This window comes from Pseudomonas sp. GM21, assembly GCF_000282215.1.
GTDB lineage: Bacteria > Pseudomonadota > Gammaproteobacteria > Pseudomonadales > Pseudomonadaceae > Aquipseudomonas.
Window position 1 is genome coordinate 80,245 of the sequence record NZ_AKJS01000019.1, and the last position, 22,857, is coordinate 103,101.

A 22,857-nucleotide genomic window follows, 5' to 3' on the forward strand; every position below is an offset into this window, starting at 1 on the left:
GCAAGTTGCCATAAACGCTGGACAAGGGGAAAGCCGCCAATTGTTGGTTGAATGTGAAGGCCCCATCGCGAGCAGGTTCGCTCCCACATTGGATCTATGTCTTACCCTGGATCCCTTGTGCGAGCGAGCCTGCTGGCGATGGAGCGAGAACAGTCACCCAATGAACTCCAGGCCACTCAAACCAGTCAGCTAGTTAGGCCCTCAACAAAAGGCGCTAATCTTCATGCCGATCTCCCTCGACCCGCTTCTTGCCGAACGACAAAGCGCCATCGATGCCCACGGCATTATCGGCGACATGCGCAGCGCGGCACTGGTCAACGACAAGGGCAGCGTGGATTTTTTCTGCTGGCCGGAATTCGACAGCCCGTCGATTTTCTGCTCGCTGCTGGATACGCCCGAGGCAGGCATCTTCCAACTTTCCCCGGACCTGCCCGACGCCCGCCGTGAGCAGATTTACCTGCCGGACACCAACGTGCTGCAAACCCGCTGGCTGAGTGAACGCGCGGTGGTCGAGGTGACTGACCTGCTGCCCATCGGCGACAGCGAGGACTGTTTGCCGCTATTGATGCGAAGGGTTCGCGTGGTCAGTGGTGAAGCGACGTTTCATATGCGTTGCGCCGTGCGTCATGACTACGCTCGCGCAAAGACTCGCGCGCAGATGGATAAAGAAGACGTGACGTTCGTGGCCGCCGATCAGCTGCCGATGCGCCTGTCGTCGGATCAGGTTTTGCGGGTTGATGGCAACGCTGCAATCGCCGAATTCACCCTCAAACAGGATCAGAGCGCACAATTCCTGCTCGGTGGTCTCGACGACCCGCGCTTCAAGGAGGGTGCCGCTGCCATTTGCCTGCAGCGCACCTTGAAGTTCTGGCGCGACTGGATCGGGCAGTCCAACTATCGCGGTCGCTGGCGGGAAATGGTCAACCGCTCGGCCCTCGCCCTGAAGCTGCTGACCTCACGCAAACACGGCGCGATTCTCGCCGCCGCCACGTTCGGTCTCCCGGAAACACCGGGCGGCGAACGCAATTGGGATTACCGCTACACGTGGATCCGCGATGCCTCGTTCACCGTCTACGCTTTCATGCGCCTGGGATTCGTGCAGGAAGCCAACGATTACATGCGCTGGCTGCGTGGGCGAGTCAGTGACTGCCATGGCAAATCGATGAAACTCAACATCCTCTACGCCATTGACGGTCGCCAGGAATTGCCGGAAACCGAACTGCCGCATCTGTCCGGCCATGGCGGCGCCACACCGGTGCGCATCGGCAACGGTGCTTACGATCAGGTCCAGCTCGACATCTTCGGCGAGCTGATGGACGCGATCTACCTGGTCAACAAATATGGTGACGCCATCTCCCATGAAGGCTGGAAACACACCGTGGAAGTGGTCGATCAAGTGTGCGAAACCTGGCAGCAGAAAGATGTTGGTATCTGGGAAATGCGCAGTGAGCAACACCACTTCCTGCATTCACGGCTGATGTGCTGGGTCGCCCTGGACCGCGCCATTCGTCTCGCGTCCAAACGTTCACTCCCCGCCCCGTTCGCCCGTTGGGACCAGATGCGCCAGGCCATCTACGCCGACATCTGGGACAACTTCTGGAACGAAGAACGCGGCCATTTCGTCCAGCACATCGGTGGCACCGCCCTCGACGGCTCGATGCTGTTGATGCCGCTGGTGCGCTTCGTCAGCGCCAAAGACCCGCGCTGGCTCGCCACCCTCCAGGCCATCGAGAAAGCCCTGGTGCGCGACGGCATGGTCTACCGCTATCGCAACGACGACACCCGGATTGATGGCCTCGACGGCACCGAAGGCGCCTTCGCCGCGTGCTCGTTCTGGTACATCGAATGCCTGGCCCGGGCCGGTCAGGCGGAAAAGGCTCATCTGGAGTTTGAACAGTTGCTGAGGTATGCCAACCCGCTGGGCCTGTATGCCGAAGAACTGGACAGTCATGCGCGGCATCTGGGCAATACGCCGCAAGCGCTGACGCATCTGGCGCTGATCAGCGCGGCGTGTTTTCTGGATCGCAAATTGAGTGGGGAGAAGAGCTTCTGGCAGCCGTGAGACCGTGGTGCCCCCTTCGTCGGAACGCCGCCCGGAGCAAGCCCGCTCCCACAGGAGTCTGCGATATCTCGGCAAACGGTGGTCCATTGTGGGAGCGAGCCTGCTCGCGAAGAGGCCATCAGCCACAACACCATGTGCCGACAGAGCCTGTCGGAAATTTCCCGTTTTGCACTGCCGCTTGTAGGACCGAGGCTTGCCCTCAAAGCACTTAAACACACCCACCGAGACATAACAGCCCCGCTCTGGCGAGACTTGGCGGGCGCTACTGCCCTAAAACCTACAAAAGCCAAACAACCATTCCCCCTTCACCCCACCACGGCACATTCCTACGCCCTGAAATACCTTGTTGCCAGTCGTTACATCCCCCCCTAACATCCAACGTCAACGGGTACAGCGGAGCTGTCCAATAAAACCCGAATTCAAGGAACCAGAATGAACCAGCACATCCACCGCAGCATCGACTCCCCCTTCCGGTCAGGCCTGAACCGCGAGGAATTATGGGAAGGCCCGGACAAAGGATTGATCAAATGCTGGGAAATCGGCCGCCAACGCGCCACCCGCTTTCCCGAACTCGCCAAACGAAGCCTTGCCGGGGAACTGCCGGTGCTCGGTTGGAAAGGGGGTGTCAGTCGCAGCCTGAAAAAACTCGAAAAGTACGGATCGCTCAAATACCTGGCGCAGTGGCAAGGTTTGCGCGGGGAGGATCTGGATATTGATTTGGGTGCAGAGCGGGCGTTGGCCTGTTCCCGAACCGGCATGGTGGTGACCTTTACGCCGGATCGGTCGAAGTACTTTAATCAGGTGGCGGAAGTGGAAGTGTAGGGGGAACCACTCATGGTCGATTTACTCCGGCAAGGGCCTGATCAAGAAACCTTTTGATCAGGCCACTCATTTTGATCGGCTGTTCATTGAGCGCGAAGTGCCCGGCATCGAGCATGTGCAACTCGGCATCGGGACGGTCGTTCTTTATGGATTTGGCGCCCTCCTCTGAGAATATAAGATCGTGGACGCCCCAAAGCACCAGTAAAGGCAACTTGGAATCCTTCAAATACGCTTGCCATCGCGGGTACTCGCGGACGTTGTTCTGGTAGTCATACGCGAGCTCCAGCTGTACCGACGCAACCCCCGGCTTTTGCAGAAAAGCGATCTCGTCGGACCACAGGTCAGGATTGAAAGACTCCCGGTTTTTGCGTGCCCCCACATACCGCGCCACACCGGATGAAGGCGCCGGCATACCATCGAGGATCTTCTGCTCATAAGCAGCGCGGTCCTGCCAGAACGCACGCCGCAGCTTCCATAAATCACTCAGCCCCGCCTCATGGATCACTGCGTTCTGTACGATCAGTGCCTGAACTCGTTGGGGGTGAGCAAGCGCAAGGTGGAATCCAATCGGACCACCATAGTCTTGCATGTAAAGGCTATACCGATTGAGCGCCAACGCCTCGGTAAATGCGGCTATGGTCTTGGCCAGATGCTCAAACGTGTACTGGTAAAGGTGGCGATCAGGCATCTGCGAATGACCGAACCCTGGATAGTCCGGCGCGATACATCTGTAAGACTTGGCCAACAGTGGCAGCAACGGATCGAACATGCGTGAAGATGATGGGTAGCCATGCAGCAAGAGCAGGATCGGTGCATCCTTGGGGCCTGCTTCACGATAGAAAATTTCCACACCATCCACCTGGACTGTTCGATAGCGAACACTCTGATCGCTCTCGCCGAACAGGTCCTCAGGCGGGAGTTGTCCCTCTCCATTGACGCCGGTTGACCGATTGATTGCCAGTGCAATGGCTGGAGCCGACGCGGCGACCACGCCTGCCATGGCCAATCCAGACAACACGCTGCGTCTACCCAGGCTGTAATTTCTGCTCATGAAAACGCTCTTATTGAGGGAACGCTTCCATTGTCTGCTTCTGAAGCAGCTCGAAAGAGCCACAAACTTGCCAAGTTTGGATAGGTTCTTGCCAAACGCTTAGAGGTTGACATGCACGCACAGAAAATCGCCGTTGTCGCTTTCGATGGAATCAGTCCGTATCACCTGTCCTTACCTTGTCTGGTGTTCGGCAATCATCGCGCGGACCTGGGTGTGCCACCCTACGAGTTCATGGTCTGTTCAGCCGAGGGCGGCAAACTACGCACCAGTGGCGGCTTTACCATTGAAACGGTGCACGACCTTGGCGTGCTGTCATCGGCGGACATCGTGATCGTGCCGTCGTGGCGCAACCCGCACGAGCCCGCGCCAATATCTTTGATAGAAGCGCTGCGAGCCGCACACGCGCGCGGCGCACAGGTGGTCGGCCTGTGCCTCGGTGTTTTCGTGGTTGCTGAGACAGGTTTGCTGGATGGTCGTCGAGCGACAACTCATTGGTTGTGGACAAGGCTGTTCACGGAGCGGTTCTCCAACGTGCGGCTTGAAGTTGATAAGTTATATATAGACGAAGGCGATGTTTTGACGTCGGCAGGTAATGCCGCCGGAATGGATTGTTGCTTGCACCTGTTCCGCAAGCATCATGGAGCAGATGTTGCCAACCGTCTTGCGCGGCGCCTGGTCGTACAACCGCATCGCCCGGGCGGGCAAGCGCAATTTATCGAGCGTCCGTTGCAACACGATGGAGCAGGTGATCGCATGTCCATCACCCTGGCTTGGGTGCGCGCCAATCTCAATACACCGCACACCATTCGCTCGCTCGCTGACCATGCTCGACTTGGCGAACGAACGTTTTCGCGTCGTTTCCAACAACTTACCGGGACGTCGGTAAAACGATGGCTGACGGAAGAACGGTTGTTGCTCGCGCAATGCCTGCTCGAGTCCAGTAACAAACCTATCAACGATATCGCGCACACCGTGGGCTTTACCGATAGCCTTTCAATGCGTCAACAATTTGCTGCAAAACTGCATACCACTCCTTCGATGTATCGAAAGGTATTCCGCATGAGTGAGGGCAATCGGGTCTGAATGCAGTGGTCAACTAATTCCGGACCCGACGTTAGTTTTTTCTCGGCCTGAGTTAGCGCCAGACTACCGTTAAACCGATGGAGCTGAATCCAGTTCTTCTGATGCATCAAAAAAGAGGTTATGTTACAGCCTGTACAAATTTCGATTAGTCAGGCTCGGACTTCACCGTTAGTGGAACGGTCGGGGTTCCCGCATAGAACACAATCAGCTCAACCGGTTCATCCCCACTCTCTCCGCGATGAAAGGCGCCGACTAACTCAGGCAATACGTCTCCAGGACCGATGACCAATGTCTTTCCGTTGTCCTTGCGGATGACCGTCAGGTGACCGGAGAGAACATAGGCGACATTGACTACCGGATGGGTGTGCCACGGTAGCGAGCTATGTGCCGGGATTTTATAGCGCAGGACCGATACTTCCGGCTGGCCTTCTGGATACTTGCGATATTGAACGCCGTCCCACGACTGCGTTGTTTTCAGTAGCTGCATTACCTCGACTTGAGGCTCGGCCGCCACAGCCGTCGAGGCATGCAAGGCGCCAGCAAGCAAGGATAACGTAGCCATGAAAACAGTTGTAAAGACTGTTTTTACAGGCGGATGGCTGGACATAAAATGTTTCCTTAGTTGGACAATAAAGCAGCTGCGGGGCAGTTTAGTGGTGAGCAATATCAGTAACTTTTTTGACAAGTCATACGATTAAGCTTCACGGTTTTCCATCTCACACCAGTAGTGAGCCAATCTCTGCCTTCCTCTTTCAATGCCTGACAATCTTATTGGACAAACGGGAGCAGGCAAGCTGAATAGGTGTACGGATGTTTCGACGGACGATCAACTTGCGAAAACAACATTCATTTATGTTGTAAATAGTTTTTTCACAAACATATATTTACACACGCTGAAAGACCGTAGCTTTCTAAAAACACCCCAGGTGTAGTGCAATACGTCTTGATAATGACATCGCGCATTTCATTGGCCCTTACGAGCGGCGCGTGCCGGCAGGCATCGGTCATAACAATCCCGAGAAATCCCCCGAGATGCTGCTCAAAACGTTACTGGATCTACTGCACCACGGACAGAAAACCGTTCGCGATAAGCCTGCGGTGTCACCCCCATTGCCCGCAAAAAACTGCGCCGCAGCGTCTCTTCACTGCCAAACCCGCATTGCACCGCCACCCTTTTAATCGGCACGCCGGTATCGCTGAGTAACCGTCGCGCCGTTTCGACCCGAATCAATTCAATCGCTCGCGCCGGGGTTTGCCCGGTATCGGCGCGATAGTGGCGGACGAAGCTGCGTTCGCTCATGCCCGCCTGCAAGGCCAGGGTGGGGATGCCGAGGTCCTTGGTCAGATTTTCACTGATCCAGGCATTGAGTTCGTCGAAACGGTCGCCTGCTTTCTGCAAGGACAAGGTCACACTGAACTGAGACTGGCCGCCCGGACGCTTGAGGAACACCACCAGTTGCTGGGCGACTTCCAGGGCCATGTTGCGGCCAAGGTCTTCTTCGACCATGGCCAAGGCGAGGTCAATGCCAGCCGTGACCCCCGCCGAGGTCCAGACCGGGCCGTCGTTGATGAAGATCGGATTGGGTTCGACGTGAAGACGTGGATGTTGCTGCGCCAGTTGCTCGCAACGCGTCCAGTGCGTGACCACACGACGGCCATCGAGCCAACCACTGGCTGCCAGTAAAAATGCCCCGGTGCACACTGATGAAACCCGCCGACAAGCCGCCGCGTGTTCACGCACCCATGCCACCAGCGCCTGATCTTCTGAGGCCGCATAAACGCCCCAGCCACCGGCAATGATCACCGTGTCACTGCCGCTCTCTGGCAACGGCTCGGCCAACAGCGCTAGGCCCGCCGACGACATCACCGCCCCGCCACCGCTGGCAATCACCGAGGGTGCATAGGGCGCCGGCAGCCCTTTCTGGCGAGCAATGTCGTTGGCCGAGGCGAACACCTGCAAGGGCCCGGTGACGTCGAGCAGTTGCACATTGGCAAACGCGAGCACGTGAATGGTTTTGGGCATGATTGGCGTAATTCGTGGGGTGATTGGCGGATACGCCAAATGCTACGAGCCTAGAGTGAAGACGTCCACCCACTTCAGGAGAAATAAGCCATGACCTTGCAGATCGGTTTTCTGTTGTTTCCTCAGGTTCAGCAACTCGACCTGACAGGCCCTTACGACGTATTGGCCTCATTGCCGGACGTAAAGGTGCATTTGATCTGGAAGGACCTGATGCCCGTCACTGCGAGCACCGGCTTGGTGCTGAAACCGACCATGACGTTCGACGACTGCCCGGCGCTGGATGTGATCTGCATTCCGGGCGGCGGTGGCGTCGGGCCGTTGATGGAAGATGAAGTAACGCTGGCCTTTATCAAGGCTCAAGCCGCCAACGCGCGGTATGTCACCTCGGTGTGCACCGGTGCGCTGGTGCTCGGCGCCGCGGGCTTGCTCAAGGGCAAACGGGCAACGACCCACTGGGCCTATCACGAGTTGCTCAAGCCACTGGGGGCGATCCCGGTGAAGGACAGGGTGGTACGCGATGGCAATCTGCTGACCGGTGGCGGGATTACCGCCGGGATCGATTTTGCCCTGACCCTGGCGGCAGAATTGTTCGATAACGACACGGCGCAACTGGTGCAGTTGCAGCTGGAATATGCTCCCGCACCACCCTTCCAGTCGGGCAGTCCTGACACAGCCCCGCAGAGTGTTCTGGCCGAGGCGCATCGCCGTGCAGCCGCGTCACTTGAGCTACGGGCGCAGATCACCGAACGGGCAGCGGCCAGGCTCTAAGCAGCGCCAGACTTTTCGACAGACGAAAAAAAACCCGCCGAAGCGGGTTTTCCCAAGACCATTGTCGACTCCCTGTCGGTAGCCAATCCCTGCTGATGGTCGATCATCCGTGATCCTGAAGCGCTTCCTGTGCTTCAGTTGATGGAGCTAGATTATCTGTCGGATCCAATCTGCAACAGACGACATAGCTACCATCGCGTGTAAGACATTCGCTATACCTACCCTTCCGAAAACCCTTAGACGCCTCAGGGGTCCAGCCTGCAGGCCACGAATTTAGCGGCCTGCAGCCTTAACCGCCCTCGCGCTCGTGGGCTTTGGCACTTTCGGTCAGAAACTGTTCGATATTGTTCATCTGCTCTTCCCAACCACGGCTGTCCATACGGAACGCCTTCTCGCGACGGGACTGGGGAATGTGATCGAAACCGGATTCGGACACCCGGAGCAGCGTGCCATCGTCCATGTCTTCGAGTTCAAATTTCACCAGCGTGGTCGGCTCCTGGGAGTAGTCGACTTCCGGGTGGATGGCGTAAGGGTGCCAGCGAAACGAAAACAGTCGCTCCGGCTCGACCCGCTCCACCAGCACATTCCACAGCAAGTGCTCATACCCGGGATAGGTTATCTGCCCCTGGGTCCACTCACCGGCGACGAAACGCTTGCCTTCCAGTGCAACGCCAAACCATTGCCCGAACGCTTCGGCATTGGCCAGCACGCGCCAGACATGCGAACGCTTGACCTTGAGCAGGATTTTCCTTTCGATGCGATCTGATGCTGGGTTCATAAGACACCTCCTGTACTGAACAGTAGGTCAGTAACAACCACAAGACCAACCCTAAAATTGTACCAATCGCTTGCTGCGATCAACCATGCCCGCAATATTCGGCCGCATTTGCGCGCATAAGTTCGGGTTTGGGGTCGAGACAGTTGGCGGGTAGCGCCTCTCTGACAGGCCATCCTCGGTGGTCGATTCGCTAAACTCCCCCCAATTCACTCTTATCACAGCGAGTTTCCTCCATGTACTCACGCTTTTTCCTGGTGCTGGCGCCTGTGATGTTTACCTCGATGGCTGTCGCGGTGGACTGCGACAACGCCAACGACCAGGCCACGATGAACCAATGTGCAGCGCAGCAGCATGCGGCGGCCGACACGGAGCTGAATGCGTTGTATCAGCAGATCAGTACGCGTCTGAAAGGTCAGCCCGACCGCAAGAAATTGTTGGTGGAGACACAGCGGGCGTGGATTGCGTTTCGGGATGCCGAGTGCACGTTTTCGGCGTCGGGAGTGGAAGGGGGCAGCCTGTTTCCGTTGGTCTACAGCAACTGCACCACGGACTTGACCAAAGCGCGGGTGCAGACGTTCAAGAACTATTTGAAGTGCCAGGAGGGGGATGTGGGGTGTCCGGTGCCTGGGGTTTGATTGTGAGGTGTTATTGAGGGCCTCATCGCGAGCAGGCTCCCACATTGGATCTTCGGTGCAACACAGATCGAGTGTGGGAGCGAGCCTGCTCGCGATGGCGTCAGTTCAGGCGCTGCTGTTTACCGGACAAACACCTGCGCCGTGGTAATCGCCATATCCCCTCCTGGCAATTTGATGCTGCCTGTCTGCTTCAAGCTGTCGGCATCAAAAACCGCCACGTCGTTAAACGTCCCGGCCAGGTAGATCTTGCTGCCGTCCTTGTTGAAGGAAATGCAGTAGTAGGAATGATCCAGCGTCGCCGCCTGGAGCATTTTCTTTTCCTTGATGTCGTACTTGGCCAGCCGGTTCAGCACGCCGAACATCAGGTTCGGGTCCTTTGGCGAGCGCATGCCGCTGAAGTAGATTTCCGTCAGGGGTCCGAAGTCGGTGGTTTCGGTCTTGCCGGTTTTCAGGTCAATGCTGAATAGTCCATAGAGGTACTCGGCGGTGGCGGGATCCTGCTTCTTGTCCTTGAATTTCGCGGCGGTGTAGAGCAGCGAGAAATCATGGCGATACGTCTGCTGGTTCCACACGTAGAGCACGTCCGGCGCGCTGTAGTTCGGGCGTTTCCAGTGACGGCTGGGGATCAGCACGTCGAACTTGCCGGTTTTCACATTGACCTTGTAGACGTCTGCCCCGGCCACGTACAGCGTACCGTCGTCACCACTCTGCATGATGGTCAGCTGCCGCGGCGCCGGGAAGCTGCGCACAGGCTTGGCGTCCATGCCGGCGTCGGTCGCATAGACATCGAGCCGCGGTTGTTGCACTTCGTAGCGGTCATTGAGCATCAGCGTCGGATTGGCGACAGTGAACAGTTCCTTGCCGTCGTGACTGAGGGTGAAAGCGAACATCGACTTCGCCTTCTCCCCTTGCTTCTGCGTGATGCTGGCGTGGAACACCTGCTTGCAGTTATCGAGTTCAACGCCGTAGACATCGGCGTAGTGGTTGTTCAACACATAGGCAATCTTGCGGTCCGGCGAGAGTTGCACGGTGCCGGGGCCGAAGGCATCGGGCATCTTGCAGGTCTTGAGCAGTGTGTCGGTAGCCAGGTCGATCACGTGCAGATTGTTCGGGTAATTGGTGGTCACCATGTACTCGTGACCGTCTTGCAGTGCAGTATTTTCATCGGCCAGAACATTGAACGAACAAGTGCTCAGGACGGCGAATGCGGCCAGGCCGCAGGCTTTGATGCTAGGCATGCTGGAATCCTTATGTCTGACCGATCATTTGTCTTTTGGAAAGACAGTCCCGAGGTTGCGCCAGTTTTCGTTGGACGCCTGGGCATCCTTGTTCCAGTCCGGGTAGGTGCTCATCATGTCGGGCACCTGGGCCGGCCACCAGCACGGGTCGGAGCAGCCATACAGGTCAGCTTCCATCGGCTGGCACAGCGACGACACCCCGCCAAACGCATCGATTTCCCAACCCGGGTCGGTGGTTGAGGCGCAGCCCGCAACGGAGCTCATCGCCACCACTTCTTCGATACGGTTCTCGGCCGCGGCCTCGTCCATTTTCTTCGCTTTATTGTTGATTGCCTTGAGATGTTTCATATCAGTGAGCCTTGCGCGGAGTGATGTAGCTGCTGATAAACGCAGGGTTATTGGCCATGATCCGGGTGTAGACCTCGATGCCGAAGTCGACCCAGTCACGCATCAGTTCGCAGTAGTGATAGGTCGGGTGGGTCGGATCGCCGTAACGGGCGTAGCTTTCGTGGTAGCAGCCGCCGGAGCACAGGTTGCGGATCTGGCAGTCTTCGCAACCGGTGTTGGTGCGGTCGAGGCGCTGGGACAGGAAGTCGTTCAACTCGACCTGTTTGACGCCGCTGTGGACATTGCCGAAGGTCGGCAGCGACGAACCGGTGAAGCGATGGCACAGGTTCAATTCGCCCTTGTGGTCCACCGCCAGCATCTTCAGGCCCGCGCCGCACGGCAGGGCTTTTTTGTGGCCTTCGTGAATGTCGGTGATCAACTGGTGCAGGTTGGAAAAACCGATGTTGCGGTGTTCCAGCGCCGCGTCCAGATAACGCCGCCCGAGCTTCTTCATATTGGCGAAGACTTCGACCAGTTCGTCGCTGCTCAGGTTGAAGCTGCTGATGTCGCCGGAGGTCACCGGGGCAAACCCGACTTCGGCAAACCCCAGTTCGTTGAACAGGTGATCCCAGATGGTTTCGACGTCGGTAACGCCGGTGGTCAAGGTCACCCGCGCGCCAACCGGGCGGCTGTTGTAGCGTGACAGCAGCATCTCGGCCTTGCGCCGCACCACGTCGTACGTGCCCTGCCCGCCCACCGTGATGCGGTTGCGGTCGTGCACGGTTTTTGGCCCGTCGATACTGACCGAGAGCCCGAAACGGTGGGCATTGAGGTAGTCCACGGTGTCTTCAGTGAGCAGGGTGGCGTTGGTGGTCATCACGAATTCGACGAACTTGCCGGCCTCGGCAAACCGCTTTTCACAATAGTCGACCATGTACTCGATCAGCTTGCGATTACTCAGCGGCTCGCCGCCGAAGAACACCACAGTGAAGCGCTCTTCGTCCGGGGATTCGCGCAGCAGCATCTCGACCGAGGCGACAGCGGTTTCAACGTCCATTTTCTTGCCCGCCGACGGCTTGTCGAGGTCTTCCTTGTAGCAGTAGGTGCAGCTCAGATTGCAGCCAGTGTTGACGTTGAGCACCACGGTATTGATCGCCGTGCGTTCGACCCGTTTGGTGCCGATGTCCGGGGTCAGCGGCGAACCGTCGCTGACCAGTTCCAGCGAAATCAATTCACGCAGGGTCTCGGTGATTTCTTCACCGTTGAACCGCGCCGCCAGACGCTGGATCAGGTCATCGGACGAACAGCCGGGACCGCGCAACGTATCGATAATGGTGCCGGTCAGCTCATCGCTGGCGAACAGCGAACTGCTGGGGATGTGAAACAGCATGCGGTCGGCGTCGACATGCACTTCGTGCAGGTTCCGTTCAACCAGATTCAAAATAGCGCCCATTGCAACCTCCTGTGCAAACCCCGTCTGACGGGGCCTGCGGTCATTCCGAAAAAGTGTCTGAAGCCGTATGGATCAGCCAACTTATGGAATGGGTGGATTGTTCCAGCGTTGCACGGTGACGATCATGTGGCCTTCGCCGGTCAGGGATTTCCCTGCATCGTCGACAGCGGCGATCACCTTGAGGTTGCCGGCATTGTTGGTGGACATCTTGCGTTGCGGGTTCGGACCGGCATCGCCCGGAGTGAACACGCCGGTGTCAGCCTGCATAGTGCCGGCGAACTTGACGTCTTCGTCTTCCTTGGCACGGTCATCGAAGGCTTCCACCTTCCACTGCGCCGGGAATACGCCAATGCGATACGGCTTGCCATCAGCGCCCTTGCCCCAGGCTTCGGCGTCGAAACGGCCCTGGACCTTCGGCGTGGAACCACCGCCTTCGCCGATCCGCGAGACCGAGAACTCTGGCACGACTTTGACTTCGGCGATGGTGCTGTAGACCGACAGGGTCGGACCTTTCAGCGAGCCGACGGAAACGTTGCGCAGACCCGGTTGAGCATTGGCAGCCGCCTTGAGTTTGACCTTCATCTGCTCAGGGCTTTGCGAGACGATTTCGACCACTTCCACACCTTTGCCGAAATCCGGTTTGCCGGTGAGGCCGCTGCCGATGAGAGTGACTTCGGTTTCGCTACCGGCCTTCAAATAACCCGGCTGCACCGCCAGCAGACGGTTGGAACCCTGCTTGGCGGCAACGAAGTCCAGCCCGCGCTCATCATGCTCGGCCTCGAACATCCGGCCCTGCATCGCATTGCCTTGAACGGCGAACACCTGGCGCATGGTCACGCCGTCGATGGTCACGTTGCCGCGCCATTCGTAGCCGGTGTACAAAATCGCGCTGCCGTCGCCGTTGAACGGGGTGCCATCGGCGTACTGGCCTTTGACGGCGACCTTGAAGGTGTCGCTGCCGTCAGCGCTGACGGTCATCATGCCGGCCAGTTCGCCCTTGCCCGGCAAGTGGCCGCTGAAACTCCAGTCACCGACCAGCGCCTCGGCTTTCGGCGCGACGCTTTGCCATTTTTTCCAGGCCGGGTTGTCCAGCGGATAACGCTTGGCCAGCAGCGGCACCATCTCTTTGCGAGCGAGGTCGAACCAGTCGCGGTCCCGGGACAAGGCCTGGTATTCGAGGGACGGCCATTGGCCGAGGTGGAAATTCACCAGGTGCTCCCATTCCTGAGCCGGACGCCGTTGCAGGGCGACCCGCGCACCGGAGTGGCAGCGACTACACATCTGGCTGGTCTGGTCGTCGAACTTCTCGACAGTATTGAGCCGGCGTTCCAGCGCATACCGCACGCCATCGGTCTCGCTCGGCGCCAGACCCTGGCTGTCGGCCAGGTACTTGACCAGTGTGCGACGGTCGTCATCGCTGATCTGCAAACCGTGCATGGTTTGCATCCGGGCGATGGTCATCAGCCAGCCTTCCGGCGTCTTGCGCTGGTGGCTGATGCGACTGAGGGCGTTATTGGCTTCAGGGGTGTGACACCCCTGACAGGTTTCCTTGAGGATGGTCTGGGCGTCACGGGCTGCCAGGCTGTCGGGCGAATGCAGCGCCACACAAGCGGCAATGGCCAGCAGGCTGGCGCTCAGGCCTGATCGGAGTTTTCTCTTCATCAACGTCGAACCTCGCACGGTGCGTTCTTATTGTTGTGGCTTATCGTTTTTATGGTTTCTGCCGTCGGCGGCGCACCGCTGACGGAGGCAAGAGAAACGTCTGCGATGAGCAATACACGGAGCGTGCCAGCTTGCCGATATCCTTCTTTATCAATCAGTTGCGTGAAAATAACGGTGCTCTGATCGCTTTTGACGAGATCGCCTGCGTCTAATATCGCGACAGGTGTTGCAATCTGAGACAAGCATAGATGACCGATTGGAACTGCTCATCGCCCGATGATTGACGGCACGGGGATGCTGGCGCGAAATGGTTATTCACCGATTGCCAGCAAGGGGATAAAAATGGCAAACATCACTGTTCTGGCGGGGGATTTTCTGCAGGGTGATGGAGAGTACAGGGACGGCGTTTTTACCCTCAGGACGTCGCTTCACCCATGGCCCGGCCTAACCCTCCCGCTCTCATCGTTCAAGCGTGTGGAAGTCGCCAACGAGGAGTCGATCAGCAACTTCAAGGATGCCATCGGGTTCGGCGTGGCGGGCGCCATGCTACTGGGCCCCATCGGCGCGATTGCCGGGTTCATGTTGGCCGGCAAAGAGACGGAAGTGACGTTTCTGGCCACGCTCAAAGATGACAGGAGGCTATTGGCGGCCGTCAATAGCAGCACGTTCGAGGAGATTTCCCGAAGAATCCCCTCATAACTACATCAACAAGGGCCGCACCACACACGGTGGTGCGGCTGACGACAGTTCAACTTGAAAACGTTGGAAGGACGCCTTTGTGTGCGTTGATCTCTTGCTGCATCTGCGCCACTAGCGTGGCAATTGCATAAGCAGAGTCCAGTTCCCAGACACGAACATGGCTCGCCACCAGGTCCACTTTGCCGGTCATGCAATCGCAGACCCGAATCGTCAGTGACTGATCCGGGGCCATGCTGCAGGTGCATATCGAGGGCAGAAAACTCTGCTCGATGATGCTTTGGATCTCCAGGGTTGAAAGGTTCATCACAACCTCCCTTGCGCAAGATGTGTGGCCGGGGAAATGTTCCGTCATCTCACCCACCGAGCGTGAAAATTCTAAACCCCATCACGGGGGCGCTCAAGGTCGCAACCGGGTTGCTCGTCGTCTCAGCGGCTGTCGCAATTTGCGAAAAAATTGCCACTGTCGCCTTCCTTTTGCGCCCTGTGAACCCTCGCTAATCAAAGGCTCGCCTGACCTTTCGGCGACTTGGCACAGCCATTGCGAAAGCCCTGTTCTCACGAACAATAAGAGGCTTCGCCATGTCGCTCCCTAATGTGCTTCCCGCTACGTCCGCCTTTATCCAGCGCGCCCCGCGCATGCTGATCGGCGGTAGCTGGGTCGAGGCCGCTGATGGCCAGACCATGCCCTTGCACAACCCGGCCACCGGCGAAGTGTTGTGTGTGGTGCCAAGGGCCACGCCCGATGATGTCGACCGCGCGGTGCTGGCCGCGCGTCAGGCATTCGATGATTCGGCCTGGGCCCACACCCGCCCGCGCGAGCGGCAGAACCTGCTGTGGAAACTCGCCGATCTGATGCAACGGGACGCCGAACTGCTGGCGCAACTGGAATGCCTGAACAACGGTAAAAGCGCCGCTGTCGCCCAGGTCATGGACGTGCAACTGGCCATCGATTTCCTGCGCTACATGGCCGGTTGGGCAACCAAAATCGAAGGTTCCAGCGTCGAAGTATCGTTGCCATTGATGCCCAACGATCAATTCCACAGCTTCATCCGTCGCGAAGCGGTCGGCGTGGTCGGCGCCATCGTTGCCTGGAACTTCCCGCTGCTGCTGGCCTGCTGGAAACTCGGTCCGGCCCTCGCCACCGGCTGTACCGTGGTGCTCAAACCGGCCGATGAAACCCCGTTGACCGCGCTGAAACTCGCCGAACTTGTCCTGGAGGCTGGCTACCCCGAAGGCGTGTTCAACGTGGTCACCGGCACCGGCATCACCGCAGGCTCTGCCCTGACGCACAACCCGCTGGTGGACAAGCTGACCTTCACCGGTTCCACCGCCGTGGGCAAACAGATCGGCAAAATCGCCATGGATTCCATGACTCGCGTGACCCTGGAACTTGGCGGAAAATCACCGACCATTGTCATGGCCGACGCCGACCTGTCGAGAGCCGCCGCCGGTGCCGCCAGCGCGATTTTTTTCAACCAGGGGCAGGTGTGCTGTGCAGGCTCGCGGCTGTATGTGCAGCGCAAACATTTCGACAACGTGGTCGCGGACATTGCTGGCATCGCTAACAGCATGAAGCTCGGCAACGGCCTGGACCCGAGTGTCGAGATGGGGCCGTTGATTTCGGCGCGGCAGCAGGAGCGCGTGTTTGGGTACATCGAAAAGGGCCGGGAAAGTGGCGCGACCATCGCCTGCGGTGGTGAGCAATTCGGCCCGGGATTTTTCGTCAAACCGACAGTGATTGTCGACGTCGATCAGAAGCATTCGCTGGTACAGGAAGAGATTTTCGGCCCGGTACTGGTGGCGATTCCTTTTGACGATGAAGCCGATGCGTTGCGCATGGCCAATGACAGTCCTTACGGGCTCGGGGCGAGCATTTGGTCGAATGACCTGGCGGCAGTACACCGGATGATTCCGCGGATCAAATCGGGCTCGGTGTGGGTCAACTGCCACAGCGCCCTGGACCCGGCACTGCCGTTTGGCGGGTACAAGATGTCGGGGGTCGGGCGTGAAATGGGGTATGCGGCGATTGAGCATTACACCGAGTTGAAGTCGGTATTGATCAAGCTTTGACTCACTGATCGTTCCCACGCTGCGCGGGAATGCCACCAGGGACGCGACGCGTTCCGCTTTTGGAGGTGACGCAGAGCGCCACGGGATGCATTCCCACGCAGAGCGTGGGAACGATCGATTAGGGTTTGAAGCCTTGGGCCAACAACCACCCCCGAACCACCCGCCCCTGCTCCACCGTCAACCCCGCCAGTACCTGTTCAGCCGGCTCAGTGCGCAACCGCCGCACCAACGGCGCCACCTCGATCCCGTGCACATGCCAGATCCCCAACGGCTGATCCGCAGTGATCACCACCTCGGCCTCATCCACAAAACCATCTCGCAGCACCGGTGCCCGCTCGATCCTCAGCGCGTTGAAATCCGCCCCAGCATGAGCAGCCTCCGCATCCGGCCAGCACCGCCTTGCCTGCCAGAATGGATGATCCGCCCAACGCTGTTCATCGGCATAAAAATCCCGCCCGATCCGCGCAAACCGTAAAAACAGCTGTTCCACCCGCTGCTGATGAAAGCGCTTGGCCAGAGCCGTACGCTCGGGTTTTCGCAACAGCGTGTTGATCACGACCGGCGCCTGGAGCGCCGATGAAAGAGATTGAAATATCCCGTTGCCCGACAGCGGATCCACCGCCATCGCCGCATCCCCGACCCGAATCCAGTGTTGCCCGCACACCTGCGGGCACAGAATCGCAGTGCTGCTGCGGGCATGCAGCTGCAGGTCGATTTCAGGTGTGGTGCCGAAAAACGCCTGAGCCAATGCCGAGCCTTGGCGCCGCTTGCGACAATAGTCGAGCAACTGCGCCTTGCCCGGCAGTTCGGCGCTGGCCACGTCCACCGTCCACTGCCAATAACACTGGCCGTCAGCCTGTCGCGCCATCCAGCCCCAGCCATCTTCAAGGCTTTCTACCGCACTGGCGGTGCTGCCGGGCGTGCCTTGCCAGCGATTGAGCAGACTGACCGTCTCCGGCCCTCTCAGGCCTTTGCCGAGCGCCGGTGCCTGACGCCCTCGGGCCTCCACCAGAAAATCCGCAACCAGCGTTTCGCGCCCTTCGATCTCGATACGATGCCCCGCCGCGTCAGTCTGAACCGTCAGCACCCGCCCCTCTATCACCTCGACGCCAGCCAGGCGCAGGTCTTCGCGCAAGCCTCGGTCGAAGCCCGGACGGTCCAACAGGAACTCAATGTTCTGTGCATGCTGCTGACCGTTCCACGACACCTGTCGCTGCGAAGGCAACGCCGCCTCCGCCAGCGCCTGATGCAGGCCCGCGCCGCGCAAGGCCTCCAGCACACGCACCGAAACACCTTCCAACGCGGCAAACCGGCGCCACTCGCTGATCAGCGTCACGGAATAACCGCACCGGCGCAACCCTAAGGCCACCGCCGCTCCCGCCGGCCCGGCGCCGAGAATCGTAATCATGGCCCGATGCGCCGTTCAGGACCGCGATAACGCGCGTGCTCGCGCAGCCACTCGACCACCTGTTCGTTGCTCGCCTCCGGGTGTGCGACCAGAAAAGCGGCGATGTGCCCACTCAATGCGGCACACCCCAGACTGGCGCCGGACTGCCCCGGATAAGTCCCATGCACACATGCCGCGAAATCCGCTTGGGCACTGTTGAGCCACGACCATTCCTGTTCGGCGCATCGCGCGTCGCCAGTGACACGCAACACCTGCGGATAATTCGCCGGAAACACGCCTTCACCCTGCGCCGGGCTCGATGCACAAAGTAGAACGCCTCGTGCCACTGCTGCCGCGCAGGCTTCGCGCAACAGGCTGCGATCCTGGCGCAGACCGAGGCTTAAATTGATCAACCGAACATCCTGCGCCACCAGCCAGTCGATGGCGCTGGCGATCTGCAAGGCGCTGGTGACGCCGCGCTGGTCAAACACCTGCCCCACGCAAAACACCGCTGAAGGTGCCCGCCGCCCGATGGCTTCGATCACCGCGCTGCCGTGGCCCAGCGGATCATCGCGCAAGTCGCTTTCGGCCAACCCGTCCTCCAGCAACGAGAAGCGTCGCCCAGCAACGACCTGAACCCGTTGTGCCGCCGAATGGCCGCTGTCGACGACGCCGATTCGCAATTCAGGCTTCATGCAGCACCGTTTTTGAGGTGAGGACGCCGTCGAGCAATTCAAACCGCAGATCGGCATCGGCCAGGGTTGAGGGACGGTGGCTGATCAGGATTCGTGTACGCCCCGCAAATAGTCGGTCGATGGCCTCGATGACTTCGCGTTCGGTGGCTTCATCCACCGCCGAGGTGGCTTCGTCGAGTACCAGAATCAGCGGGTCCTGCAGCAGTGCCCGAGCAATGGCGATGCGCTGTTTCTGCCCGCCGGACAGTTGCTGACCGCGTTCGCCCAACGGACTGTCGAGACCTTCGGGCAACGACTCGATCAGGCTGTCAAGTTGCGCCAGCCGTGCGACTTCAGCAATCGCCTCGCGACTGGCATGCGGCACCGCGTAAGCGAGGTTATCGGCGAGACTGCCGCGAAACAGCACGATGTCCTGGCTGACCACGGCAATCCGCCGACGCAACTGGAACAGATCCAGATCACGCAAATCGACCTCCCCCAGCAACACCCGGCCCGATTGTGGGTCATGGTGACGCTGCAGCAGATCGATGAGAGTTGATTTGCCAACCCCGGAGCCGCCGCTGAGGGCCACTTTCAAGCCGTAGGGAATGCGCGCTTCGATACCGCGCAAGGTCGTCGGACGGCCGGGATGGCTGAAGTGCACATCGTCGAATCGCAGGTCACCGCAGGCAGGTATCGGTTGCGGCTGGAGCGGCGTCAAAACGGTCGGCTCTTCGCCGCGCAACTCCATCACGCGCCCGAGGCTGACTGTCATCCGTTGAATGGCGACGTAGAGCCCGAGCAGGCTCTGAACCGGTCCGACCGCCATGCCCAAATAGGTAGAAAACGCGATCAATGCACCCAACTGCCAGGTCCCCTGCACTACCCAGTAACCGCCAATCAAAAACGCACAGGCCCGGGACAATGACGTCAGTGTGCCCGGTACGGCCTGGGTAAAAAATTCGGTGACTTGCAGGCGCAGCAACTGACTCATGTAACCGTGCCCCAGCGTCTCCAGCCGCCGCGCTTCGCGTTGTTGTTGGCCGGCAGACTGGATGAACTTCATCACCGGCAAGGTCTCGACCATGAACGAGGACATGTCCGCCGAGCGCTCGCGCAGTTGCCGCACATCCCGCTCGACCTTGCGCCGCATCCAGCGCAGCCAGAGCACATCAAGGGGAATCAGCACCAACGCGAGCAACGAAAGTTTCCATGACAGAGTCAACAACATCGCCACCGCGCAGACCAGACCGATCACACTCGATACTGCCGAGAACAACGAGTCCACGGCAAAGCGCTGAATTTCCGCGACGTCGCCATCCAGGCGCGACATCAGGTCACCGATCCGTCGCTGACCGTAAAAACTCGGTGAGAGTGTCTGCAAATGCCGATAGAGATCATCACGCAAGGCAAACAGAATCCGACCGGACAACCGCGTGTGCAGGTAGCGATTGATGCCCGACAGCGCCGTGCCGAGCAGCCCGGCAACGATCATCAACCCGGCAATCATCACCAGCATAGGAAAGTTGCGCGCCAGCAGACCATCGTCGATCAGGAGCTTGGTCAGCCACGGCTGCACCAACACCAGCAACGAGGCGCACACCGACAATCCAAGCAGCCCGGCGATGGCCAGACGGTGCGGTCGCACGAAGCTGTAGAGCCAGCGCAATGCCGCTTGCAGGGCTTCGGGGTTCTGGCTGTCGATCAGCCGAACGATCAGGCGCTGCATCACGAACGCAACTGTTTGAGCTTGCGATACAAGGTCGCGCGACTGATGCCCAACGCGTCGGCGGCGGCCGAAACGCTACCCTGATGAGTGTCCAGGGACTGACGAATCAGCTCCAGTTCATTTTCACGGATGCTGCCGGCTTGAGGCCGTTCGGTCGCGGTCAATTCGTCGAGCATGCTGTCGGGCAAGTGGTCGAGGGTGAGGACCGTCTCCCCCGGTTCGCGCATGGCCAGCGCAGTGCGTAACACCATCTCCAGCTGACGGATGTTGCCGGGCCAGTGATAACCGCCGAGCAAGCGGCTCAAATCGTCATGCAGTACGACGACGGGTGCGTTGAGCCTGGCCAGCAATCGCCCGACCAGCGCACTGAAATCTTCACGCTCACGCAGCGCCGGGAGCATCACGCTGATGCCGTTGACCCGGTAGAACAGGTCTTCACGGAAGTGCTTTTCTTCCACCAGACGCTTGAGGTCGCGGTGCGTGGCGCAAATCAACGCGACGTCAATATCCTGTTCTTCGCCTGCGCCCAGCGGTGCGACTTTGCGGTCTTGCAGCACCCGCAGCAAACGCGCTTGCAAGGCCAGCGGCATGTCGCCGATCTCATCGAGAAACAAGGTGCCGCCGTGAGCCTGTTGCAGACGACCGATCATGCCGCCACGGCGGGAGCCGGTGAAGGCGCCTTCTCGGTAGCCAAACAGTTCCGACTCGATCAGACCTTCGGGAATCGCCGCGCAGTTCACCGCGATGAAGGGTTTGTCGCAACGGGTTCCAGCCATGTGCAGGGCGCGAGCGATGACTTCTTTACCGGTGCCGGTTTCACCGAGCAGCAACACCGGCAATTCATTGGCCAGACCTTGTCGGGCCATGCGCAAGGCTCGGGCGTAGCGCACATTACTGCCGGCAAGGGATTCAAGATCTGGTTGTGGCTTGATTGTTTTGGCGGCAGTGCGTGGCGGGGTGCTGACGTTGATTGACCGTTGCGGCGCGCGCAGGGTTTTGTAGAAGAATTCGCCTTTGGCGGTTTGCAGGCTACCGACACCGCCCTGATGCAGACGAGATAATAATTGCAAGCCGTCGACTCCCAGAAATTCTTCGCACCGTCGACCGACCAGCGCCGAGCGCTCGGCATGGAGCAACTGACAGGCCTGGGCGCTGACCGCGAGGATCTGACCGCCGAGGCTGACCGCCAGCAAACCTTGCCACGGGGATTCGAGGTATTGGCGACGGCTGTGAAAGGCCAGCACGATTTCGTCGGGATAACTGGCATTGAAGACACGGCTTTCAATCTGGCTGACGGCCATCGCCAGCAACGCGGTGCTGTCGTGAACGCGACCGAGCGGGCCTTCGCGGGTCAGGTCGAGCACGCCGAGCATGCCGCCCTGCGGACAATGGATCGGTACCGAGGTGCAGGAAAAATCAGTCAGGCGATCCAGATAATGTTCACCGCAATCGATCATCGTAGGCCGGGCTTCGACCAGCGCGGTGCCCAGTGCGTTGGTGCCGCGAGCAGCTTCGCTCCAGCAGGCGCCCAAGGTGATGTCTTGCAGGCCACTGCCCTTGAGGCGATCGGCGCGCCCTTCGACGGCGAGTATGGTGGCGTCGGAGTTGGCGAGAATAATCAGCCCTTCCTTGCCTTGGCGTTCGGCCAGGTAATCAATCGCCGGCAATGCTGCGTCGATCAGCAGCCGGTTGCTGGCCAGCAGCACGTTGAGGCTGGCGCTCGATTCCAGTGCCAGTTCGTGTTTGCCATTGAAATGCACGCCATGACTGAGGCTGCGCCGCCACGACGCATCGATTTCCGCGCGCAATACGCCATCGGGGACTTCGCCCTCGAGATGGAGCTTTTCCCGAGCCAGCCGGGCTTCGCGGTGCAGTTTGGGTGGTGTTGTTTTTATTGGCGTCATCAAGCGCTCCGAATCGGTCGCCCTGCGCTTTTTTAAGTTCAGCGCCCTGCCGCAATCTTTACGTTAACGTCAGGGGGATGGCAAGTGCCTTATGGCACTGTGTTTTCAGAGTAGCTATTTATACGTGAGGGTCACCTGGGACTTTGCTCGGGGCGGCGTATTGCGGTTTCAGGTGACCGTCCTGATAAAGCAGCCAGGCGTCCATGATCTGTCGGACCACTGGACCGGCACCGCGACCACCGGCCTCGCCGTTTTAGATCATCACCGAGATGACAATTTTCGGGTGCTCAACCGGAGCGAATCCGACGAACAAGGCGTTATCGCGGTTACGCTCCAGGGGTTTCGCGCGGTTGTAGCGTTCGCCCTGCTTGATCGCAACGACTTGCGCGGTGCCACTCTTGCCGGCAGTCACCTGCTCTTTTTTGAGTCGGATTAGTTTGCTGTATGCGGTGTATACAGCACTTTCCTGAGGGCAAAACAAAACCCCTACCT

20 protein-coding genes and 1 pseudogene are annotated in these 22,857 nt (G+C 59.2%); 7 read left to right on the plus strand and 14 right to left on the minus strand.

What is annotated here, in order from left to right; genetic code table 11:
* Positions 1–223: 223 nt before the first annotated feature.
* Positions 224–2,062 carry a glycoside hydrolase family 15 protein gene (locus PMI22_RS24305; RefSeq protein WP_007943444.1) on the plus strand — a complete coding sequence of 613 codons (1,839 nt, stop codon included), beginning with the start codon at positions 224–226 and terminating at the stop codon, positions 2,060–2,062.
* A 432-nt stretch (positions 2,063–2,494) separates the two neighbouring features.
* Positions 2,495–2,884: a hypothetical protein gene (locus PMI22_RS24300; protein WP_007943445.1), complete on the plus strand. Its 390-nt coding sequence runs from the start codon at positions 2,495–2,497 to the stop codon at positions 2,882–2,884.
* Between the two features lie 10 nt (positions 2,885–2,894).
* On the opposite strand, the gene PMI22_RS24295 is transcribed toward PMI22_RS24300, so the two are convergent.
* Positions 2,895–3,935, minus strand: a complete 1,041-nt coding sequence (locus PMI22_RS24295; protein ID WP_007943446.1) for an alpha/beta fold hydrolase — start codon at positions 3,933–3,935, stop codon at positions 2,895–2,897.
* 111 nt (positions 3,936–4,046) lie between these two features.
* Here PMI22_RS24295 and PMI22_RS24290 point away from each other — a divergent pair, with 111 nt between their 5' ends.
* Entirely contained in the window at positions 4,047–5,018 is a 972-nt protein-coding gene (locus PMI22_RS24290) for a helix-turn-helix domain-containing protein (protein ID WP_007943447.1), read from the plus strand.
* Positions 5,019–5,163: 145 nt separating this feature from the next.
* Here the strand turns inward: PMI22_RS24290 and PMI22_RS24285 are convergent, their stop codons facing one another.
* A complete protein-coding gene (locus PMI22_RS24285) occupies positions 5,164–5,625 on the minus strand; it encodes a cupin domain-containing protein (RefSeq protein ID WP_007943448.1) in 462 nt (153 codons plus the stop codon).
* Between the two features lie 432 nt (positions 5,626–6,057).
* Positions 6,058–7,041, minus strand: a complete 984-nt coding sequence (locus PMI22_RS24280) for a GlxA family transcriptional regulator (RefSeq protein WP_007943449.1) — start codon at positions 7,039–7,041, stop codon at positions 6,058–6,060.
* 90 nt (positions 7,042–7,131) lie between these two features.
* Here PMI22_RS24280 and inhA point away from each other — a divergent pair, with 90 nt between their 5' ends.
* Positions 7,132–7,809, plus strand: coding sequence for an isonitrile hydratase (inhA, locus tag PMI22_RS24275; RefSeq protein WP_007943450.1), 678 nt, complete (start codon positions 7,132–7,134; stop codon positions 7,807–7,809).
* Between the two features lie 289 nt (positions 7,810–8,098).
* Here inhA and PMI22_RS24270 read toward each other — a convergent pair whose 3' ends face one another.
* Positions 8,099–8,587 carry an SRPBCC family protein gene (locus PMI22_RS24270; RefSeq protein WP_007943451.1) on the minus strand — a complete coding sequence of 163 codons (489 nt, stop codon included), beginning with the start codon at positions 8,585–8,587 and terminating at the stop codon, positions 8,099–8,101.
* Positions 8,588–8,820: 233 nt separating this feature from the next.
* Here PMI22_RS24270 and PMI22_RS24265 point away from each other — a divergent pair, with 233 nt between their 5' ends.
* On the plus strand, positions 8,821–9,222 hold the full coding sequence (locus PMI22_RS24265) for a lysozyme inhibitor LprI family protein (RefSeq protein WP_007943452.1): 402 nt from the start codon (positions 8,821–8,823) through the stop codon (positions 9,220–9,222).
* Between the two features lie 119 nt (positions 9,223–9,341).
* On the opposite strand, the gene peaD is transcribed toward PMI22_RS24265, so the two are convergent.
* The 4 genes from peaD to peaA form a co-directional block, all read right to left on the minus strand.
* Positions 9,342–10,460 carry a quinohemoprotein amine dehydrogenase subunit beta gene (peaD, locus tag PMI22_RS24260; protein WP_007943454.1) on the minus strand — a complete coding sequence of 373 codons (1,119 nt, stop codon included), beginning with the start codon at positions 10,458–10,460 and terminating at the stop codon, positions 9,342–9,344.
* A 24-nt stretch (positions 10,461–10,484) separates the two neighbouring features.
* Positions 10,485–10,808 carry a quinohemoprotein amine dehydrogenase subunit gamma gene (gene qhpC / locus PMI22_RS24255; protein ID WP_007943455.1) on the minus strand — a complete coding sequence of 108 codons (324 nt, stop codon included), beginning with the start codon at positions 10,806–10,808 and terminating at the stop codon, positions 10,485–10,487.
* 1 nt (position 10,809) lies between these two features.
* Positions 10,810–12,240, minus strand: a complete 1,431-nt coding sequence (gene peaB, locus PMI22_RS24250; protein WP_007943457.1) for a quinohemoprotein amine dehydrogenase maturation protein — start codon at positions 12,238–12,240, stop codon at positions 10,810–10,812.
* A gap of 81 nt (positions 12,241–12,321) precedes the next feature.
* Complete coding sequence (peaA, locus tag PMI22_RS24245) at positions 12,322–13,902, minus strand: quinohemoprotein amine dehydrogenase subunit alpha (RefSeq protein ID WP_007943459.1); 1,581 nt, start codon at positions 13,900–13,902, stop codon at positions 12,322–12,324.
* A 342-nt stretch (positions 13,903–14,244) separates the two neighbouring features.
* Between peaA and PMI22_RS24240 the strand changes: the two genes are divergently transcribed.
* Positions 14,245–14,601: a hypothetical protein gene (locus PMI22_RS24240; RefSeq protein WP_033048839.1), complete on the plus strand. Its 357-nt coding sequence runs from the start codon at positions 14,245–14,247 to the stop codon at positions 14,599–14,601.
* A gap of 49 nt (positions 14,602–14,650) precedes the next feature.
* Here the strand turns inward: PMI22_RS24240 and PMI22_RS24235 are convergent, their stop codons facing one another.
* Entirely contained in the window at positions 14,651–14,905 is a 255-nt protein-coding gene (locus tag PMI22_RS24235; protein ID WP_007943461.1) for a DUF1652 domain-containing protein, read from the minus strand.
* Between the two features lie 275 nt (positions 14,906–15,180).
* On the opposite strand from PMI22_RS24235, the gene PMI22_RS24230 reads away from it, so the two are divergent.
* A complete protein-coding gene (locus PMI22_RS24230; RefSeq protein WP_007943462.1) occupies positions 15,181–16,671 on the plus strand; it encodes an aldehyde dehydrogenase family protein in 1,491 nt (496 codons plus the stop codon).
* Between the two features lie 118 nt (positions 16,672–16,789).
* On the opposite strand, the gene qhpG is transcribed toward PMI22_RS24230, so the two are convergent.
* The 5 genes and pseudogenes from qhpG to PMI22_RS30295 all read right to left on the minus strand — a co-directional run.
* The gene (qhpG, locus tag PMI22_RS24225) at positions 16,790–18,079 is read right to left on the minus strand and encodes a flavin-dependent monooxygenase QhpG (RefSeq protein WP_007943463.1); all 1,290 of its coding nucleotides are present in this window, start codon (positions 18,077–18,079) and stop codon (positions 16,790–16,792) included.
* Positions 18,076–18,753: a subtilisin-like serine protease QhpE gene (qhpE, locus tag PMI22_RS24220; protein WP_007943464.1), complete on the minus strand. Its 678-nt coding sequence runs from the start codon at positions 18,751–18,753 to the stop codon at positions 18,076–18,078. Before qhpE ends, qhpG begins: the two co-directional genes overlap by 4 nt.
* A complete protein-coding gene (locus tag PMI22_RS24215) occupies positions 18,743–20,461 on the minus strand; it encodes an ABC transporter ATP-binding protein (protein WP_007943465.1) in 1,719 nt (572 codons plus the stop codon). The genes qhpE and PMI22_RS24215 overlap by 11 nt, the downstream gene beginning before the upstream one ends.
* The gene (locus tag PMI22_RS24210) at positions 20,461–22,365 is read right to left on the minus strand and encodes a sigma-54-dependent Fis family transcriptional regulator (protein WP_007943466.1); all 1,905 of its coding nucleotides are present in this window, start codon (positions 22,363–22,365) and stop codon (positions 20,461–20,463) included. Before PMI22_RS24210 ends, PMI22_RS24215 begins: the two co-directional genes overlap by 1 nt.
* Before the next feature lie 118 nt (positions 22,366–22,483).
* Positions 22,484–22,771, minus strand: a pseudogene (locus tag PMI22_RS30295) (penicillin-binding transpeptidase domain-containing protein); the annotation flags it as partial.
* Positions 22,772–22,857 lie beyond the last annotated feature (86 nt).

Bases quoted from the DNA above. Each gene is read 5' to 3' on its own strand.
- PMI22_RS24305 (WP_007943444.1), top strand. From the start codon at position 224: ATGCCGATCTCCCTCGACCCGCTTCTTGCCGAACGACAAAGCGCCATC.
- PMI22_RS24300 (WP_007943445.1), top strand. From the start codon at position 2,495: ATGAACCAGCACATCCACCGCAGCATCGACTCCCCCTTCCGGTCAGGC.
- PMI22_RS24295 (WP_007943446.1), bottom strand. From the start codon at position 3,935: ATGAGCAGAAATTACAGCCTGGGTAGACGCAGCGTGTTGTCTGGATTG.
- PMI22_RS24290 (WP_007943447.1), top strand. From the start codon at position 4,047: ATGCACGCACAGAAAATCGCCGTTGTCGCTTTCGATGGAATCAGTCCG.
- PMI22_RS24285 (WP_007943448.1), bottom strand. From the start codon at position 5,625: ATGTCCAGCCATCCGCCTGTAAAAACAGTCTTTACAACTGTTTTCATG.
- PMI22_RS24280 (WP_007943449.1), bottom strand. From the start codon at position 7,041: ATGCCCAAAACCATTCACGTGCTCGCGTTTGCCAATGTGCAACTGCTC.
- inhA (WP_007943450.1), top strand. From the start codon at position 7,132: ATGACCTTGCAGATCGGTTTTCTGTTGTTTCCTCAGGTTCAGCAACTC.
- PMI22_RS24270 (WP_007943451.1), bottom strand. From the start codon at position 8,587: ATGAACCCAGCATCAGATCGCATCGAAAGGAAAATCCTGCTCAAGGTC.
- PMI22_RS24265 (WP_007943452.1), top strand. From the start codon at position 8,821: ATGTACTCACGCTTTTTCCTGGTGCTGGCGCCTGTGATGTTTACCTCG.
- peaD (WP_007943454.1), bottom strand. From the start codon at position 10,460: ATGCCTAGCATCAAAGCCTGCGGCCTGGCCGCATTCGCCGTCCTGAGC.
- qhpC (WP_007943455.1), bottom strand. From the start codon at position 10,808: ATGAAACATCTCAAGGCAATCAACAATAAAGCGAAGAAAATGGACGAG.
- peaB (WP_007943457.1), bottom strand. From the start codon at position 12,240: ATGGGCGCTATTTTGAATCTGGTTGAACGGAACCTGCACGAAGTGCAT.
- peaA (WP_007943459.1), bottom strand. From the start codon at position 13,902: ATGAAGAGAAAACTCCGATCAGGCCTGAGCGCCAGCCTGCTGGCCATT.
- PMI22_RS24240 (WP_033048839.1), top strand. From the start codon at position 14,245: ATGGCAAACATCACTGTTCTGGCGGGGGATTTTCTGCAGGGTGATGGA.
- PMI22_RS24235 (WP_007943461.1), bottom strand. From the start codon at position 14,905: ATGAACCTTTCAACCCTGGAGATCCAAAGCATCATCGAGCAGAGTTTT.
- PMI22_RS24230 (WP_007943462.1), top strand. From the start codon at position 15,181: ATGTCGCTCCCTAATGTGCTTCCCGCTACGTCCGCCTTTATCCAGCGC.
- qhpG (WP_007943463.1), bottom strand. From the start codon at position 18,079: ATGATTACGATTCTCGGCGCCGGGCCGGCGGGAGCGGCGGTGGCCTTA.
- qhpE (WP_007943464.1), bottom strand. From the start codon at position 18,753: ATGAAGCCTGAATTGCGAATCGGCGTCGTCGACAGCGGCCATTCGGCG.
- PMI22_RS24215 (WP_007943465.1), bottom strand. From the start codon at position 20,461: ATGCAGCGCCTGATCGTTCGGCTGATCGACAGCCAGAACCCCGAAGCC.
- PMI22_RS24210 (WP_007943466.1), bottom strand. From the start codon at position 22,365: ATGACGCCAATAAAAACAACACCACCCAAACTGCACCGCGAAGCCCGG.